The following is a 16,122-nucleotide window of genomic DNA, read 5'->3' as shown; positions in this document are numbered from 1 at the left end:
TCAATAGACAGCAAACGGTTTAATGGCAGAAGTAGTTAGATCAAAAAGGGGTTAATAAAATGACAAATATGAAATTGGGAATTATTGATTATATCGACAGCGCCCATTACCTTCCAGGACACGGGAAATGCGGAAGAGTACATGGTCATACATACAAAATAGAGGTAGTGGTAGAAGGAGAAGTCCGGGAAAACGGGATGGTAATTGATTTTTATGACCTGAAAAAAGGCATAAAGGAAACTCTCCAGGGATATGACCATACCCTGTTAAACGACATCATAGAGTTCCCCAGTGCTGAACATCTCTGCCAGCATATCCATTCCAAACTTCTGGAAAGGTTCGGCTTTCCTCTTCTTGTGAGAGTCTGGGAAGGAAAAGGTAAGTGGTGCGAACTGGATAATTTTTCGGATTGAATAGGTATATTCGAATAGATCAGGCATTATTACTCGTATCGGATTCCGCAATAGTTAAGAAATAGTCTTAAAAATATTACAAAAAAGGTTTAAAGATACCTCTAAATGATTCCAAAATGTATATCAAGGGTCTGCATCATAAATGCTTAAAATATCCTAATATCCCCTTTTACTGAGATTTTACTTCACTTTTAAATTCTGAACGGAGGAGAATAATTTGCCAGAAAAAAACCAATCTATAGACAAGCCCAATAACGGCCCCATACTCGGGGAAGAGCTCCGGAGAAAGATTTCAGAGCACCCCTGTTACGACAAGAACGCCCAGCATAAATACGGGAGAATTCACCTGGCTGTGGCCCCAAAATGTAATATTCAATGCAACTTTTGCGTCCGGGAATTCGATTGCGTAAACGAGAGCCGGCCAGGGGTTACAAGTCAAGTCTTGACTCCGGAGGAAGCTCTTGAAAAGACAAAACAGATCCTGGCAGAATATCCGTTCATCAAGGTCGTTGCAATTGCAGGTCCAGGAGACCCTCTGGCTAATGATGAAACCTTTGAGACCTTTGAACTTATAAGAAAAGAGTTCCCTGAAATAACACTCTGTATGAGTACAAATGGACTCATGCTTCCCGAAAAACTGCAGGACATGCTGCGCGTGGGAGTTTCCACACTAACGGTTACGGTAAATGCAATTGATCCAGAAATCCAGGCAAAGATCGTAAACCATATAGTCTACCATGGTAAGGTCTACAGGGGAGTTGAAGCTGCAGAGATCCTGATTAAAAACCAGCTGCAGGGAATAAAAGCCGCTGTTGATGCAGGAATTGTTGTCAAAGTCAACACCGTGCTCACCCCGACCATCAATGACAAACATGTAGTCGAGATCGCAAAAAAACTCAATGAACTCGGGGTTTATATTATGAATGTCATGCCCCTGATTAACCAGGGTGCCTTTGCAGACCTTGAACCCCCCACAGCCGAAGAGCGGAAAGACGTTCAGGCAGCCTGCGAGCCTTACGTTATGCAGATGCGCCATTGCAGACAGTGCAGGGCCGATGCTTACGGACTCCTTGCCCAGGACATGTCGCAGATGAGCGAAGAGCGCAGGAATATTATAAAAATCCAGACAAAAGAAGAGATGGAAAAAGCAAAAGAGATCCTTACCGAAAACGACAAGGAAGAAAAAGACTGAGAAAATCAGATTGAAGATTTTAGACTGAAATCTGAAGTCTAATATCTTCTATCTGAAGGTTTAAACAGGAATATCTTCTATCTTTAAACAGGAATTATTCAGATTAAAGAATCCCAATTTTTATAAAGTACATATTTTTTTCGGTACATTTAATTCTTCGGCTCATCTTTATACAGTATTGAGCCGGATAAATTCAACTTTTCTATAGAAGAGCTGCATAAGTAAACATTCTAAATATCCGGCACCTGGAAAAAGCTTTGAAGCCACAAAAAAGGATGCTTTATATATTATGCATAATAATGCATAATTGGAAAGAAAGCACATTTTCTTTACTCTTCCCGGGCGCATCCGAACCCTTGCGCCAGGACCTTTAACTGCCGGAGGAAAATATTTGTCCGAAGAAGAAAACATAACTTTTGAAAGAGAACGTTATAGAATCATAGCTGAGCACCCCTGCTACAGCGAAAAGGCCAGGCACAGATTTGGGAGAATGCACATTGCTGTGGCCCCAAAGTGCAATATCCAGTGCAACTTCTGTGTCCGAGACTTTGCCTGCATAAATGAAAACAGACCGGGGGTGACTATGGAGGTTTTAACACCATCCGTAGCCCTTGAAAAAGTAAAGCAAGCCCTTTCCGATTACCCCTTTATCAAAGTGATTGGCGTTGCAGGGCCCGGTGACCCACTGGCAAACGAAGAGACTTTCGAAGCCCTCCGGCTTATAAGGAAGGAGTTTCCGGACATTACTTTTTGCATGAGTACAAACGGACTTATGCTTTCAGAAAAACTCCCGGAGCTCGTAAAGCTTGGAGTCGCGACCCTGACAGTGACCATCAATGCTGTTGACCCCGAAATTCAGGGGCAGATCTGTGATCACATAAATTACCACGGCAAGACCTACAAAGGAGTCGAAGGGGCAAAAATCCAGATAAAAAACCAGCTTGAAGGTATCGAGGCTGCTGCAAAAGCAGGGCTCATTGTCAAGGTCAACACCGTATTTGTACCGGGGATCAATGACCGGCACATGATGGAAATTGCAAAAAAGATCCGGGAAAGAGACGTATATATAATGAATATCATGCCCCTGATCCCCCAGGGGGCTTTCGCTCACATAAGAGCCCCGACCCCGGAAGAAAGGCAGGCGGCACAGGACGCCTGTGAACCCTATGTAAGGCAGATGCGCCACTGCAGGCAGTGTAGGGCTGATGCCTATGGCTATATTGATCAGGACATGACCCAGATGAGCGAGGAGCGCAGAAAGCTCATCAAAATCCAGACCGAGGTAGAGATGAAAAAAACTGCGAAGGGAATGGAAGAATAAAGGAAGAATAAAGGAAAAAATACAGGAAAAATATGTATAAAAGAGCGGAGTCAGAAAAACTCCGCCAAAGGGTTTTTTAAAACAGCTTATAAATCTGCTTAAAAGGTTTTAGTTTACTGAACAGATTTATTCGATTGTGATTGCCCCATTCGGGCAGGTATCTTCACATGCACCGCAGTCAAGGCATTCATCTTCGTCTACAACTGCAATATCATCATCACTGAGGGAGATTGCAGCTGCAGGACATTCATCTATACAGCTTCCACAGCCTGTGCAGGCGTCTGCATCGATTTTAGCTACCATGTTTTTCACTCCTGATTTCATCAAATTGAGATTTTTATATACTTCAAATTATATTAGGTTGACATACTAGGATATAATTATTTAATAAAAAGCTGTCGCTTTCGTCTCCTGAAACAAAGAAAAAACAGATAAAGGATAACCCGAATTACGTACTGATTATAATCCTCGCATTGACCTGAAATAAGTTTATCATTAAATACTAGGACTTTACCATTAGTTTCTGTAACTTATAGCGACCTTGACATTAGATATTATCAGTTTATTCTGGCCTTATTGCTAATTTGCTTATTGTGGTCATACCGTTAATTTATTGTTTAACCAGCAGTGATACAATTAAAAACAAACAGGAAGCCTTTGATTGAACCTTGAAGAACTAGCAGAAAGGATAAAGAATTTCGAAGGGGTTACCCGAAAAAAACAGATCGAGGATATAGTTTCCATCTTCGAAGCCGTCCGCCCGGAATATGGGGATGCTATCGTTGATTTTGGGGACGATGCTGCAGTGATCGATATTGGAGGAGATGACGTTATCCTCTTTGCAGCAGACGGCATATGGGGGAGGCTGCTGGATGCAAGCCCCTGGTGGGCAGGGTACGGGGCGGTTGTCGTTAATATAAATGACATTGCAGCTATGGGCGGAAAGCCTCTTGCCATGGTGGACATTGCCTCTGCGAATTCTCCTAAGGCCTGCAGGGAACTGATGGAAGGGCTGGCCGCGGGGGTCAGGAAATTCGGAGTTCCTGTAGTAGGGGGGCATGTCCATCCCGATACACAGTACAATTCTCTTTCCGTTGCTATCATAGGGATTGTCAAAAGAGACTGCGTAATCAGGAGTGATACTGCCTGCCCCGGAGATCTGGTAATTGCAGCCTATGACATGGATGGAAAAATCGGTCCAAATTCCCCCTACAGCTGGGACACGACTTCTTTCAAAGAGCCTTCAGTGGTAAAGGAAAGCTACCTTGTAACCCAGGAAATAGCAAAGAGAAAGCTTGCAACCGCTGGTAAGGATATCAGTAATCCAGGGCTAATAGGGACTCTCGGGATGCTTTGCGAGACGAGCAAGGTGGGAGCTTCAGTGGATCTGGAAAAAGTTCCCCGACCCGTGGATGTGGACTTTGAACAGTGGCTGAAAGTGCACCCTGGAACAGGCTACTTATTTACTGCAGACCCGGTAAAAGCAGAAGAGTGTGTAGATGTGTTTGAAAAGGCAGGGCTCACAACTGCAGTTATAGGAAAAATCGAAGAGGGCTCAAAACTCGATATGTACGATAAAACAGGCAGAGTAACTGTTTTTGACTTCTCTAAAGACAGTATTACAGGCATCGGTTCCGAATAATCGGAACCCCTCTGTATTTGTGGTACTTCTTTCAAATAAAAAATGTTTATTTGCTGAAAAGTTGTTATTTTACCTATCCAGCACCTGCGTCTACGGTTTTTATTCTCTTCTGACTGGGCCTGTGCAGGTTTACTTGTCTTCGATCCAGGCCTCCATTTCCTTATAGAGAAATTCTTCTGCAGCCTGAACCTTTTCAAGTGGGCCACGAAGGACAAGAATTTCCCTTTCTTCACTGTTTGCAATATTGATAGGCATCTTCCGTGTTACGGGTTCGAGACCATATTCTTCCACGATATCGTAGATGATGGACACAACCGTTCCAGGGGGGATAATCAGGTCGTAGCGTTCTTCATACTCCAGATCGGCATCTGTCTCAATATTCTCTCTCTTCTTTTTGTCGATTAAATCTTCAAGGTTGAGTGTTTTGTGCACCAGGGGTCACCTTCTTTTACTGATTGCAATTATTGGATCTTATTTTCCAGATAGTAAGCTAATTCAAATCGGGTTAAATCGAATTAAATTTTGTCTACATATATTAAAGTAATTGATAAGGTATATCAGAATGATTTCAAAGTAATGTTATAATCTCTTTTTTATGATCTGGAGAAGGGCTTGCCAGTCATATCTCTTTTTTGCATGAACTATGATAAGTATAATCATATTTATGGTTGCTTCTTACGAGTTGTATCTACAGTTATAAGGATCAGGTACAAAAGTAAGATTCTTATATATAAATAAATTATAAAGTTTTTTTCTGAACCAAAAAGCTTTCTTTCAGGAAAAATGAAAAATAAAGATGAAAAACGTTTGAGATGCCTGCTTGAAAAACTCTTATGAGATCCTTTCTCCTGCACTCGGGCCGGGAGAAACACTGTATATCTCCTCTACATGGAGAAGGGCTGCACCTTTTGGTTTGAGGTTTGCCATCTTGGAAGCTACCCATTCTTTAACCTCATCCAGAAGGGGGCCATTGTCGATCATCTCTACACTGCCTTTTATCTGGTAGGCTTTCATGGGTGGCATGTAAGCGCTGAGGGCAGCTTTCGGGTTTTCTTTCAGGTTTGCTTCGGTCTTTTTCCAGAAAACGTTTGCCATGATAAGAGTCTCGTCGTCCCTTACTTTTACAAAACCCATTAGGCATACGTTTGGAACGCCTTTTTTGTCTGCGGTTACCAGGGAGGCAACCTGTTGATTTGCAAGTGCTTCTTTTACATCTGCAGGAAGTTTTACCATGTCCAGTTTCCCCTGTGATTTTTTTAAGTTTAATGTACTTTAAAATTGATCGGATTTCGGGCCATTACCTGCCCCGCGGATACTTTTAAGCTGGAGATCCCTGTTTTTAATGGGACCTTCCTATTTTTTATTGAATATCCTTCTTTTTAAGCTGGGGATCTTTTTATAGGTTACATCTAGGCTAAGGAAATTTAAATAGTAGAAGCCGGACAATTACTTATTTATAATAACTTTAGCAATGGTTTTCAAACTAATATTAAAATTAATAATCAGTGGAACTATAAGCAGGGCAGAATTGCGGGAATTTATAGCCTCAAACAGGCACCTATTCTGTGGTTTTCAGTCCTACTGTTTCGGAATCAGGGGAGACGCCTCAGGCAAACTGATTCTAAGCAAACTTTATCTGAGATGAAAATATCTTATAAGAGGATAAGCAATGCAGCGGTATAAATTAAAGCGCGGTTTTAAACCTGAAATTGATAGAATCTACTCGGTAATGCAGGAATGCTTCCCTACTGAAATCTCCCGTAATGGGGACCATATTGAAACTTCCTATGGGGCAATGTCAAAGATAACGGTCTGGATAGAAAATAAAATGCTTTTTGTGGACACGGTTTCCGATGTCACTGTCAAAGATGATGGGACGATCCTGCAGACTAATAAGGTCTTCCGGGATTTTCTCTTAAAGGCCACCGGCTACACGGCAAAAGAGCGGTTGAAGCAGGCTAAAAAAGAAGTTGGAGAGGGATAAACTCCTGACCTCTCATTTTTATTTCACATTATCAAAACATTCAATGGTCCTTACCTGGAGGTATCGCTCTGGAAGTAGATTTCCTTGAAAAACTGAAATGCCTCGAAATTCCCACCTGCCTCCGGGTCTGCTGTGGGACCGATGGGTCCGTAACCTTTCTCCTCGAGATCATGACCCGAAAACCGGTAAATGTAAAAACTGAGTCTCAGTACATAATCAAAGCCGATAAGGAAATGGCTGATCTTCTTGGTGTGGAAGAAGGCAGCGAGGTTAATAACAGGACAGTCCTGCTCTATGCAGGGGATTCCGTATTTGTCCGGGCAAGGTCACTCTCTCCTCTGGAGCGCATGCCCGCAACCATGAAGGAACAGTTAATGCGAGCAGACATCCCAATAGGCAGGATCCTGCGCAACCACAATCTCGAAACCAGGCGCGACATGGGAGAACTCAAAGTCCTGAAAGGAGAAACCACCTTCGATGGCATTCCGGTCCTTTCCCGCTCCTATAAAATTGTGCACGACAACAACGTCCTGATGTGGATCAATGAACGCTTCCCCATCGATGAGCGCTGGAATCTCTAATAGACCTTAACTCCCAGCCTGAAATCTCAAAAAATAAATCTTAAAGAAACCGGCAACTTCCTCTGCCAGTTCTCCACATTTTTAATGACAAATCTCTATGTTTTTAGTATGTATCAGGATTTTACCCGGTCTGCAGCCGGTTCAGTCGAAACCTTTATATCTCTGGTGTGATATTTTGGAGATGCTCTTACAGCAACAATGCCTTGGTGGCTTAGGGGTATAGCGCGTCCTTGGTAAGGACGAGGTCGCGGGTTCAAATCCCGCCCGAGGCTTTTTTTTTGTTTTTATTTTATATATTGAGGTTCAAAGCCTATTTTTTCGTTGGAATATTTGTACGATGCATCCTAATAATTGAAGCAATTAAGGTTTGTGCTTCAATTGTATCAAACGAAAAATTATGACCAGAACTGATAAATCAGTTCTGTTTTTTCGATATATGGGTTATCTCAGACGCCTGTCCTGATTTCTGCCAGAGGATTTAAATTAAGGGTAGAGTAAAGAACAAGTTTAGAGACAAAGCTTTCATTCAGTTTTATTCTTCTTCCTCTTCAGGGTTCATGAACTCTTCATAACATGTGATACAGATGTATTTATCTTCAGGGCATGTTTCTTTATAGTCCAGCTTGGGACCGCCGGGTTTTGTGGTCCCTACCTTTAATATATAGAAGTGCTCACCGAGTTCGACTGGCTGCCCGCATCTCGAACATAAGAAGGGTGGATTCTCAATCGAATCAGCTGCACACTCAACGCATATCAGATCGGACTTATCTCCATGAACGTCCTTAAATTTTATTGGTTTCATATCCTGGCTGGTATCGACGACCAGCACGTCTTCCAACAGTTCCCTACCACAGATATTGCAAAATTCCTTTGTTTTGTCGTTTCCCTTCATTATATTGCCTCTATTTCAGAGAATTTTTCATAAAATTCTGCATCAAGCCTGCAAGAGGTTTTAGTGTTTCCCCGCATTTTATTTCGTTTTGTTCCCCTTTCTGGCTCCTTATTAATTTATATTATCTTATATATTTAAAAATATTGTTATTTTAATCTGTTGTCACTTGATTCTATATTTTCCAATTCAGAGTTTTTCTTTTTATCCTCAGAGATTTTGCATATACATTTTTTAGGAAGGTTTGAGTATTTGGACAACTGGTATAACTCACAGGAGATCCTATAGAGTAAGGGAGAAAAGGAAATGACAGATGATAAACGTACTATTTTAATTTATCACCATGACGATAATGATGGATGCTGTTCAGCCGCTGTCGCTGGAAATTGCTATGGTCGGAATGAATTTGCCATAAAGTTTGTTGCTATAAATTACGGCAAAGAGTCGTGGAATGAGGAAGAAATAGGGTCAGCCGAAAAAGTATGGCTTCTTGATTTTACAAGCGATAATATGAATGAATTCGTAAAGGCTTGCGGGTCCAAGCTGATATGGATAGATCATCATAAGACCGCTATGGAGAAATATCCGGACCTTTGGAATTCGAGCGATATTCCGGGAATCAGGTCTATTGAAAAGGCAGCTTGTGTACTTACATGGGAATACACTCATCCTGAAAATATTTCCCCTCCTGCAGCTGTTGCCTATATTGGGGATAAAGATATCTGGAAGTTTGAATACGATGAGACCAGGGCTTTTGCTGCTGGTTTTAGTCTGATGGTGAAAACCCCTGATGATGCCGTATGGGATGTGCTTCTCAGTTTTAGTTCCGAATGCGGGGATACTGTAAATAAAATGGTATCTGTCGGTGAATTACTCCTGGAAGCTCAAAATTACAAGCTTCAGAAAGCATTCGAACGTGGGGTAGATTGTAATTTCCATAACTGGAAGGCCAGACTTGTAAACACTACCGGGAACATCTCCGAGCTTGGAGAATTCATCTACAAGAAGCCCGAATATGATATTGCTATCATGTGGCAGGCTGTAGAGAATATGGTAGTATTCAGCCTGAGATCTGATTCAGGAAATCCTGACTCACCTGATTGTGCCAAAATTGCTCAGCAATATGGCGGTGGGGGACACAAGAATGCTGCTGGATTCCAGAAAAAGAACATAAATTTTCTACATCTACTTTTCGCATAAAATCAATCTTGTTGGCTTAGAGGAATAGTGTGTCCCTGGTAGGGACGAGGTCGCAGGTTGTAGAAAATTAGCATCAGGCAGTTTCAAAAAAACAATACTAAAAAGAATGTATGCCGATTGGCCTCAAGGTAATGAATCTGACCCCAATCGGCAAACTTGCAAAATATAGCGGAATTTAGACGATAATTAGTATATGCTTTCGATATATATCAATGTTTTCTGGACAAATATATTATTAACTGATAATTTTTAAAAATGTATGGTATCTAAAGAGTCTTCTTTGATTCTTTATTGGCTAGAATTCCATCACGTGTCAGTCGTGAAAGGGAACAGACAAAAGAATGGCCTAGATTTTTATGTGTATTGAATGCGGATTTATGGCAATATTCCTTGCAAAAAAAGTGGGAAGTATCAGTATCTAATTCAATAATACCTGAACTTAGAAGTGAGAGGAATCAGGCAACAAAAAGCTGCCTGCAGACTACCAGCCTACAAAAAATATCGTGGAATCACAATTAGCTTACAGGACCATCACACTCTTTATTTACGCTATCCAGATACACACTGTAAGTATGATTGTTTTTAACCCGGAATGTAATCGATTTATCTTGTTCGAGTTTATAACTGAGGAACTGTTCTAATGTATTATCGCATACTCTGGTGTTTTCCCCGGCATTTATATTTACATTTATCAGAGCATCAAAGCCTTTTGTATGTGCATTAAACATGAAAAAATTCTCTGTGTATTTCAAAATGTCAAAACTGGCATCATACGTATTGCGGCTTATCTGGTTGTATTCATAAAATGATACAATGGTCATCTTATTTGAATTGTAGTTATCCACCCAGTTATGGAATTTTGAACGGCTGATTGAGTATTTTATAGCTGGCTCCAGGTCGAGTTCGTGGGTGAAAGCCGGATAAACCATGCCTGCCCTGGATGCTGGCTCCCACCATGCCCAGGTTTCATCCCCTAGATTTCCAACATTTCTTTCGGCATGAATTCCCGAGTCTCCGTTTCTCCAGAACATCCCCAGATTTTCATATGCATAAATTGCATGTGTAACATTATCCCTGTTTCTCATGGAGCACCAGGTTGTTGGTTTCTTTCCTATTTTTTCATAAACATACGAGTATCCCTCATTCATTACTTTACAGGCTTGCTCATAAGAGAGGCTGTTTAATTCTTCAGAGTAGTGTACTCCTGTGTCCCAGGAATTATTAACAACAAGATTGCGCAGGTATTCAATGTCTGACTCACTGCACTGCTCAAGAAGCTCTATATCAAACCAGATGGTGCCTCTGTTATTTTTGCTGTTAAGGTAACGTATACCTTTCTCGGTAGTGTTTCTTACATGAGGCCCGTCAAGCCCGAAAGGAACCAGAGCGTTATCTCCTATTGCGGTTATGAATTTACGGTCTGCTCTCTGGCTTATGCGGTATATATTGACATCGAAATCTCTTCCTTTTCCAGCGAGAAAAGATGTGAACTTGAGGTACCCGTTTGAGAAATCAATATATGGCAGCTGTCGCCTCTCTGAATTATAAAAAGGAGTCGTGATATATTTCCCGTCTTTTGCGAATATTGTGTTTGTCTTGCCGCATCCGTCAAACATAATTTCAAAATCCAGCTTTTCCGTGGCATTCCCCATAAATATGGTTTCAGATCCGATACCGCCGGAAGAGCTTTCATAATAACTTTTTAATGTAATCCTATTATTTGTTTCCTGAATTACTAACTTTGAACCCGGGCTGTTAAGTTCAACAAAACTGTGAGGATTATCCGTTTTTATATCCATTGAGATGTGATAAGTACATCTAACCATTGGTGTAAGCCCGCAGATGTAGAGTGACCCTGTTTGCCTTTGCTGTCCTTGGTAGTGAATAGGCGGAAAAGAAGTGGCTTCACAGAACCTGTGAGTATCTGGAGATTTCATCAAGTTTCCCATGCATCTGTTTATTCCATAACCTAAAATAGCATCCACAGCTGAAAGCAAACCGCAGGGAAATAAACCGGGGACTTTTGTAGTTTTATACTTTAACCCTTTTGATAAATCGTTAAAAAGAACCTGCGTTTTCAGAATCCCGTAAATTGCTAAATATAGCCGGTCATAAGGCTTATTTCCTGAAAGTTTGGCCATGAAAACGTTATTTGGAACACTGTCATTTTTAGAGTAATCCTGCGAAAACAGGATGATACTACCCTGACCAGTATTTTCAGGATTTTCGGGATTAACTGTTCCAGAGGAAATACCAGTTCCTCCAATACAGGACAAGTAATGAATAATCTGAGAAGAAATCATTTTCGTTGATCAAAATAACTATACTCAATATATATTATTGAGTAGTGGTGTCTTATTACTCACGATATATTATTGCATGATACTTGTATTCATAATACATAGATTGCACATACTCCATCTTAAACTCATGTTTACTTGCAATATTTTCTATTGTATCGGGTTTATGAGTATATCCGAGAATATCTTTCGGGCGGTTTTTTAAGCTCGCTGATATGATATTGAGAGCTTCAAAACCTATTTTGTATAAGATTTTCCAGCACCCAAAATTTCGTGAGAAGAACCCTATTTTCCATAATGGATATAAGCGAGGGTCCAGTAAGTCAAAAAGTACTATTTTGCCCCCCTTATTAAGGTGCTCTGATGCATTGGATATAAAATTATCAACTTCTTCATCTGTGAGGTATTGGATCACTCCGGCTGCAGTTATCCTGTCAAAGGAGGTATCAAGCTTCTCCCAGACTGTTTTATCGTCAGCAAGGATTAAATCTACATGTTCATACTTTCGTTCCCTTATTCTTTTGTTCGCTTCATCAAGCATTGATTCCGAAAAATCAGCACCCACAAGCCTTTCATATTCAGGTGCGTAATATACCAGAAGCTCTCCGGCTCCGCAACCAAAGTCAAGAAGGGTTTTGCCCCCATTCAGATGATAGAGTTTTTCCCTGGCTTCTCTGGAAATAAATTCCTCAGCCGAAGACCGGTGACCACCGCTTCTCTTACCTGCAAAGAACTCTTCCCAGACAGATTTTGGTTTCGACATGTTTTTTATACCCCCAAATCCTGCTTTATCTTAACTACAAAATCTATCTATTGATCGATTAATTTTTCCTTCAATTATGGATTTATTTTTAATTTATACACTAGTTTCACTCATATATACGTAAATATTTATATCTTTCGAACAAAGAATCTTCATAAACCTTCAGCAGGAAACCTCTGAGTCTTTAGCTCAGGGGATATAAGCGTCAACTTCAACCCTGGTTCCGTATATAATATTCTGCTGCTTTTTTACTAACATTTTCGATAGTAGAAGCAAAATCCCCATCACTCCATATTCACTTAATTCTGCGCCAGAAACACCAGGTTCTGCCTGGGAACTTCCTCATTAACAAAAAATTCATTCGGCATATATATTTTAACTCATTTAAGATCTTATTGGTGTCTCAATGAAACGAACCTCAAAGGAATGGAAAGAAAAAAGGGTTGAATTCATTAAAGGTAAAACCTGTGCCTGGTGTGGCTCTTCTGAGCGCCTGTGTGTTCACACACCCGGAGCCTTTTCTCCGGCAGAAGTCCGTTCCGGGATTTACAGTCTTGCCTATGCCAGATTCAGGGAAGTGTACAGACAAAAGTATCAGAAATTCGAACATGTCCTCACAGGCAAACACCGACATAAAAGCCATCCTGCCTGGCACAAAGCCTCTACTGTGCATAAAGCCGAGCCTGACAATACCGACCTCGAAGAGCAGTGTATCGAGGTACTTGTTGAAGACACGGGAGAGGGAAACTTCAAAAAACTTTACCATGAATGGCTTGAAGAAAGCGGGATTAAAGAGTTAATTGAAGAAGAAACCCGAAAAGCCGAGGAAGAATACGCATCTTTTGAACATGCAATTGTGCTCTGCAATCGATGTCATTTTGCAAGCCTGAGGGGCATGGAGCTCTGCCCGGTATGCAAAAAAAAGTATAAGCCTTCAAGGTATGAAACCTGTTTTGACTGTCTGCCTGATGAAAAAAAGAAAGATGTTCTGGAGAGGCAAAAGGAAAAATAGAATTTTCCGAAGAATTCGGAGCAGTTTTCTGATAAATCATTTGCTGATGAGCCATAGTTTCATTTTATGCCTGAGGAGGTATGAAACGGGAACGTCCGGTTTTTCAGAAAAGAGCCCAACCACTTCCTCCGCATGCCTTGCAGGTTCCTGTTTCCAGGTTTCCTGCCCCACCGCAGAGAGGGCATATTATTGCAGGCTGGGCAACGAGCACGTTTCCCTGCCCTCCGCAGGCTTGACAGATTCCACCTTCAGAATGCCCGGTTCCGCTGCAAAGCGAACATTTTTCCGGAGCATACTCCGTATCGACATAGGTATAGAGCATCTCATCACCTTCTTCATTTATTAGCACAGGGTAACTTGTCTAAGCAAAAGATTCTTTTAATACATCTTTTCGGCGTTATGAGTTAAAAGATCTTGCAAAAAGATGAAAAAGAAAGTGTTATAATGTAATTGCCGGATTTTCTTTATATATTTCATATTTATAATAAAAAGTTTGAAACCTCCGGTCCTTTAGCTCGGGGTAGTTCACCCTTTTGTGCAAAAAAATATTTTTTCCTGTACGGTCTGACTCTATTTTATTCATAACTTCTTCTCTTTGTAACATAAAATGTTATTTGTAATGATTCCAGTAATTTTAAGTAACATTAAAAAAATAATAATCATCGGGGAGAGTTTTTCAAGTTGTGTCCTGGGGGGATGCAGGCTTTAAAATATATCTCCTTATTTTTGGGAGTTGGGAGTATGGCAAGTAAAGATGATCTACAATTTTTGTCAGCAAGCACAATAAAGAGAGACAGGATCCTTAATAGAGCAAGAGAGCATTTTGGAAAAATTGAGGAATTAATGATCGACCTTCAGGACGGAAGAATAGCTTACGCAGTGCTTTCTTTTGGCGGATTTCTGGGTATAAGCAATAAGCTGTTTGCACTTCCCTGGAAAGCTCTGTCGCTGAATGTGCATGAACACGCCTTCGTACTTAACGTCGACAAAGAAGTGCTGGAGCAGGCAGAAGGTTTTGATAAGGATAAATGGCCATTCACAGACCGCGAATGGCTTTCCAAAATGTATACTTACTACGAATACGAACCTTACTGGCAGCCTGAAATGGCAGGACAAACCGGAGTAAGGGCAGAAAGGGCGGCAGAAGGTAAAGAATACCCGGATTTTTTGTCTTCAGGCACGATAAAAGGGGATAAGGTCATCAATAAGGCTGGAGAACACCTCGGGAAAATCGAGGAATTAATGATCGATCTTGAAAATGGTAGAGTCGCGTATACCGTACTGTCTTTTGGCGGGTTCCTGGGTATGGGTGACAAATTATTTGCTATTCCCTGGCAGGCTCTTCAACTGAAAGTTCACGAGCACGCTTTCGTACTTGACGTGCCTAAAGAAACCCTGAAAAAGGCAGAGGGCTTTGATAAAGATAACTGGCCTATAACTACCCGTGAGTGGCTTTCCACTATGTATGGTTACTATGGATACCAGCCTTACTGGCAGTGGGAAAGAGAAAGAATTGAGAGTAGACCAGGAAACATTTAACACTTTCTTACTTCCCATGAAGGTAAAGGAATCAACCTTACGGGCCGATCGGATGCCTGTTTACATGTTTTTTGTAGCTTAAAGATGTCAAACTCTGATTTGAAGCTTGTAAGGATTCCATTTTTTTAACTCTCTGTTTATTTTCTGTGCCTCAAATTCTCAGTTCCTGTTAAAAGCTGTGCCAGTAGGGACTTTTTTATCTCCACTGCATCGTTAGGGCAGAGTTCCCTACAGCAGTAGCACAGGATGCATTTTTCCGGATTGATCCTGAATGTTCCGTCTTTCTGCCCTTCTACAGCCTTGGGGGAACAGTTCAGATAGCAGGTCCCGCATCGGGTACATTTCCTTTGATTAATCCGGGGATTAATGGTATAATATTTGCCGAGGCTGCGCTTAAGGAAAGCAGGGGTAGTACTGACTCCTCCGCTTGACGGCTTGAATTTCTTTCTCACCTCTTTTAACGGCTTTCCGACCACGACAGGGCACTGGTTTCCAAATCCCTTCTTAAGGGCTCCTGCTGTAGTGGGTATTTTGAGGGGGTCAAAACCGATCATTTCTGCTGCAACAATATCCATTGAGACGCAGTCCGGGCTTGCCATAATTACCCCTGAGTTTACAGGTTTTCCGTGGGAAGGCCCGTTTCCTTCCATGCCCCATACCCCGTCCATGATCGAAAAAGCAGGTTTGACAACTGAGTACACATCGGCTACGGCTTCGCCAAAAAGTTCCCGTTTCCCAAGAAGGTGCATTTCTTTTCGGCATTTCAGAGGGAGGGCCCCGAAGAAATTTTTGACCGCACCTGTATAATATGTAAGTTCATGGGTTTTCAGTTTCGGAAGAGAGATTACAATATCGGCTTCAAGGACTGGGTTTGCAATGTACAATTTCCGGAACCGGAGGGGTTCAGGGACTTCTACCAGGGTAAAGCCTGAAGTTTCAAAATTCACCACCCTTGCTCCGGCTTTTCGAGCAGCCTCTTCTATACCTGAGGTTTTCAGGGCTTTTGCCGTAGCCCCGGGTCTTGATATCCCGGCTCCGTCTCCTACAACTGGTTTCCCTCCTGCGTCGAGCACGAATTCACACATTGCTTCTACCACCGAAGGATGGGTAGTTGTGGCAGCTTCCGGGGGGCTAGCTGCAAGGATGTTTGGCTTGAGAAGTACGCTGTCTCCAGGCTCAATTATGTTTTCAACTCCGCCTAGCAGGTCAAGAGCTTTAGCTATTGCTTCTTTCGTATCAGAATACTCAGGGCAGGAAACTATTGAGACTTTGTTCATTGCTAAAAA

The 16,122-nt window shown here is 41.6% G+C and carries 17 protein-coding genes, 1 tRNA gene and 1 pseudogene; 10 read left to right on the top strand and 9 right to left on the bottom strand.

Translation table 11 applies throughout. From position 1 onward, the window contains the following. Positions 1-59: 59 nt before the first annotated feature. The 3 genes from queD to MSWH1_RS15250 all read left to right on the top strand — a co-directional run bounded on the left by queD (position 60) and on the right by MSWH1_RS15250 (position 2,926). Positions 60-413: a 6-carboxytetrahydropterin synthase QueD gene (queD, locus tag MSWH1_RS15260; RefSeq protein ID WP_048129786.1), complete on the top strand. Its 354-nt coding sequence runs from the start codon at positions 60-62 to the stop codon at positions 411-413. A gap of 217 nt (positions 414-630) precedes the next feature. Continuing rightward, positions 631-1,605 (top strand): nitrogenase cofactor biosynthesis protein NifB, encoded by a 975-nt coding sequence (nifB, locus tag MSWH1_RS15255; RefSeq protein ID WP_048129785.1) that lies wholly within the window; start codon positions 631-633, stop codon positions 1,603-1,605. Positions 1,606-1,996: 391 nt separating this feature from the next. Then, complete coding sequence (locus MSWH1_RS15250) at positions 1,997-2,926, top strand: radical SAM protein (RefSeq protein WP_048130676.1); 930 nt, start codon at positions 1,997-1,999, stop codon at positions 2,924-2,926. A gap of 126 nt (positions 2,927-3,052) precedes the next feature. On the opposite strand, the gene MSWH1_RS15245 is transcribed toward MSWH1_RS15250, so the two are convergent. Further along, complete coding sequence (locus tag MSWH1_RS15245) at positions 3,053-3,229, bottom strand: 4Fe-4S binding protein (protein WP_048129784.1); 177 nt, start codon at positions 3,227-3,229, stop codon at positions 3,053-3,055. Positions 3,230-3,587: 358 nt separating this feature from the next. Between MSWH1_RS15245 and MSWH1_RS15240 the strand changes: the two genes are divergently transcribed. Further along, complete coding sequence (locus MSWH1_RS15240) at positions 3,588-4,568, top strand: methanogenesis marker 2 protein (RefSeq protein ID WP_048129783.1); 981 nt, start codon at positions 3,588-3,590, stop codon at positions 4,566-4,568. Positions 4,569-4,697: 129 nt separating this feature from the next. Here the strand turns inward: MSWH1_RS15240 and MSWH1_RS15235 are convergent, their stop codons facing one another. Continuing rightward, on the bottom strand, positions 4,698-5,000 hold the full coding sequence (locus MSWH1_RS15235) for a hypothetical protein (RefSeq protein ID WP_048129782.1): 303 nt from the start codon (positions 4,998-5,000) through the stop codon (positions 4,698-4,700). A 399-nt stretch (positions 5,001-5,399) separates the two neighbouring features. Beyond that, the gene (locus MSWH1_RS15230) at positions 5,400-5,801 is read right to left on the bottom strand and encodes a pyridoxamine 5'-phosphate oxidase family protein (protein WP_048129781.1); all 402 of its coding nucleotides are present in this window, start codon (positions 5,799-5,801) and stop codon (positions 5,400-5,402) included. 436 nt (positions 5,802-6,237) lie between these two features. Here MSWH1_RS15230 and MSWH1_RS15225 point away from each other — a divergent pair, with 436 nt between their 5' ends. From MSWH1_RS15225 to MSWH1_RS15215, 3 genes are all read left to right on the top strand, one after another. After that, positions 6,238-6,552, top strand: coding sequence for a DUF5611 family protein (locus MSWH1_RS15225; RefSeq protein WP_048129780.1), 315 nt, complete (start codon positions 6,238-6,240; stop codon positions 6,550-6,552). A 14-nt stretch (positions 6,553-6,566) separates the two neighbouring features. Continuing rightward, entirely contained in the window at positions 6,567-7,133 is a 567-nt protein-coding gene (locus tag MSWH1_RS15220) for a chorismate pyruvate-lyase family protein (protein ID WP_369798613.1), read from the top strand. A gap of 200 nt (positions 7,134-7,333) precedes the next feature. Then, a tRNA-Thr gene (locus MSWH1_RS15215) sits at positions 7,334-7,405 on the top strand. Between the two features lie 260 nt (positions 7,406-7,665). Here the strand turns inward: MSWH1_RS15215 and MSWH1_RS15210 are convergent. Continuing rightward, positions 7,666-8,025: a hypothetical protein gene (locus MSWH1_RS15210; protein WP_048129778.1), complete on the bottom strand. Its 360-nt coding sequence runs from the start codon at positions 8,023-8,025 to the stop codon at positions 7,666-7,668. A 303-nt stretch (positions 8,026-8,328) separates the two neighbouring features. On the opposite strand from MSWH1_RS15210, the gene MSWH1_RS15205 reads away from it, so the two are divergent. After that, positions 8,329-9,222 carry a DHH family phosphoesterase gene (locus MSWH1_RS15205; protein WP_048129777.1) on the top strand — a complete coding sequence of 298 codons (894 nt, stop codon included), beginning with the start codon at positions 8,329-8,331 and terminating at the stop codon, positions 9,220-9,222. 515 nt (positions 9,223-9,737) lie between these two features. Here the strand turns inward: MSWH1_RS15205 and MSWH1_RS15200 are convergent. The 3 genes and pseudogenes from MSWH1_RS15200 to MSWH1_RS19405 all read right to left on the bottom strand — a co-directional run. Continuing rightward, complete coding sequence (locus MSWH1_RS15200) at positions 9,738-11,159, bottom strand: hypothetical protein (protein WP_231585413.1); 1,422 nt, start codon at positions 11,157-11,159, stop codon at positions 9,738-9,740. Between the two features lie 421 nt (positions 11,160-11,580). Further along, positions 11,581-12,285 carry a class I SAM-dependent methyltransferase gene (locus MSWH1_RS15195; RefSeq protein WP_048129775.1) on the bottom strand — a complete coding sequence of 235 codons (705 nt, stop codon included), beginning with the start codon at positions 12,283-12,285 and terminating at the stop codon, positions 11,581-11,583. A gap of 211 nt (positions 12,286-12,496) precedes the next feature. Next, positions 12,497-12,580, bottom strand: a pseudogene (locus tag MSWH1_RS19405) (IS200/IS605 family transposase); the annotation flags it as partial. A gap of 111 nt (positions 12,581-12,691) precedes the next feature. On the opposite strand from MSWH1_RS19405, the gene MSWH1_RS15190 reads away from it, so the two are divergent. Beyond that, positions 12,692-13,297, top strand: coding sequence for a hypothetical protein (locus tag MSWH1_RS15190; RefSeq protein WP_048129774.1), 606 nt, complete (start codon positions 12,692-12,694; stop codon positions 13,295-13,297). 103 nt (positions 13,298-13,400) lie between these two features. On the opposite strand, the gene MSWH1_RS15185 is transcribed toward MSWH1_RS15190, so the two are convergent. Then, entirely contained in the window at positions 13,401-13,646 is a 246-nt protein-coding gene (locus MSWH1_RS15185) for a transcriptional regulator (protein WP_231585414.1), read from the bottom strand. A gap of 392 nt (positions 13,647-14,038) precedes the next feature. Here MSWH1_RS15185 and MSWH1_RS15180 point away from each other — a divergent pair, with 392 nt between their 5' ends. Further along, positions 14,039-14,836 carry a PRC-barrel domain-containing protein gene (locus MSWH1_RS15180; RefSeq protein WP_048130675.1) on the top strand — a complete coding sequence of 266 codons (798 nt, stop codon included), beginning with the start codon at positions 14,039-14,041 and terminating at the stop codon, positions 14,834-14,836. Positions 14,837-14,973: 137 nt separating this feature from the next. Here the strand turns inward: MSWH1_RS15180 and MSWH1_RS15175 are convergent, their stop codons facing one another. Beyond that, positions 14,974-16,113 carry a DUF362 domain-containing protein gene (locus tag MSWH1_RS15175; RefSeq protein ID WP_048130673.1) on the bottom strand — a complete coding sequence of 380 codons (1,140 nt, stop codon included), beginning with the start codon at positions 16,111-16,113 and terminating at the stop codon, positions 14,974-14,976. Positions 16,114-16,122 lie beyond the last annotated feature (9 nt).

The sequence above is a fragment of the Methanosarcina sp. WH1 genome (genome assembly GCF_000970005.1).
Lineage (GTDB): Archaea > Halobacteriota > Methanosarcinia > Methanosarcinales > Methanosarcinaceae > Methanosarcina.
Note: the sequence above shows the minus strand (reverse complement) of the source record. Positions and strands in the feature narration are given on the sequence as shown.

Excerpts from the sequence above, each read along its gene's own strand:
- queD (WP_048129786.1), top strand. The coding sequence starts at position 60 with ATGACAAATATGAAATTGGGAATTATTGATTATATCGACAGCGCCCAT.
- MSWH1_RS15245 (WP_048129784.1), bottom strand. The coding sequence starts at position 3,229 with ATGGTAGCTAAAATCGATGCAGACGCCTGCACAGGCTGTGGAAGCTGT.
- MSWH1_RS15230 (WP_048129781.1), bottom strand. The coding sequence starts at position 5,801 with ATGGTAAAACTTCCTGCAGATGTAAAAGAAGCACTTGCAAATCAACAG.
- MSWH1_RS15225 (WP_048129780.1), top strand. The coding sequence starts at position 6,238 with ATGCAGCGGTATAAATTAAAGCGCGGTTTTAAACCTGAAATTGATAGA.
- MSWH1_RS15210 (WP_048129778.1), bottom strand. The coding sequence starts at position 8,025 with ATGAAGGGAAACGACAAAACAAAGGAATTTTGCAATATCTGTGGTAGG.
- MSWH1_RS15205 (WP_048129777.1), top strand. The coding sequence starts at position 8,329 with ATGACAGATGATAAACGTACTATTTTAATTTATCACCATGACGATAAT.
- MSWH1_RS15200 (WP_231585413.1), bottom strand. The coding sequence starts at position 11,159 with ATGAAATCTCCAGATACTCACAGGTTCTGTGAAGCCACTTCTTTTCCG.
- MSWH1_RS15195 (WP_048129775.1), bottom strand. The coding sequence starts at position 12,285 with ATGTCGAAACCAAAATCTGTCTGGGAAGAGTTCTTTGCAGGTAAGAGA.
- MSWH1_RS15190 (WP_048129774.1), top strand. The coding sequence starts at position 12,692 with ATGAAACGAACCTCAAAGGAATGGAAAGAAAAAAGGGTTGAATTCATT.
- MSWH1_RS15180 (WP_048130675.1), top strand. The coding sequence starts at position 14,039 with ATGGCAAGTAAAGATGATCTACAATTTTTGTCAGCAAGCACAATAAAG.
- MSWH1_RS15175 (WP_048130673.1), bottom strand. The coding sequence starts at position 16,113 with ATGAACAAAGTCTCAATAGTTTCCTGCCCTGAGTATTCTGATACGAAA.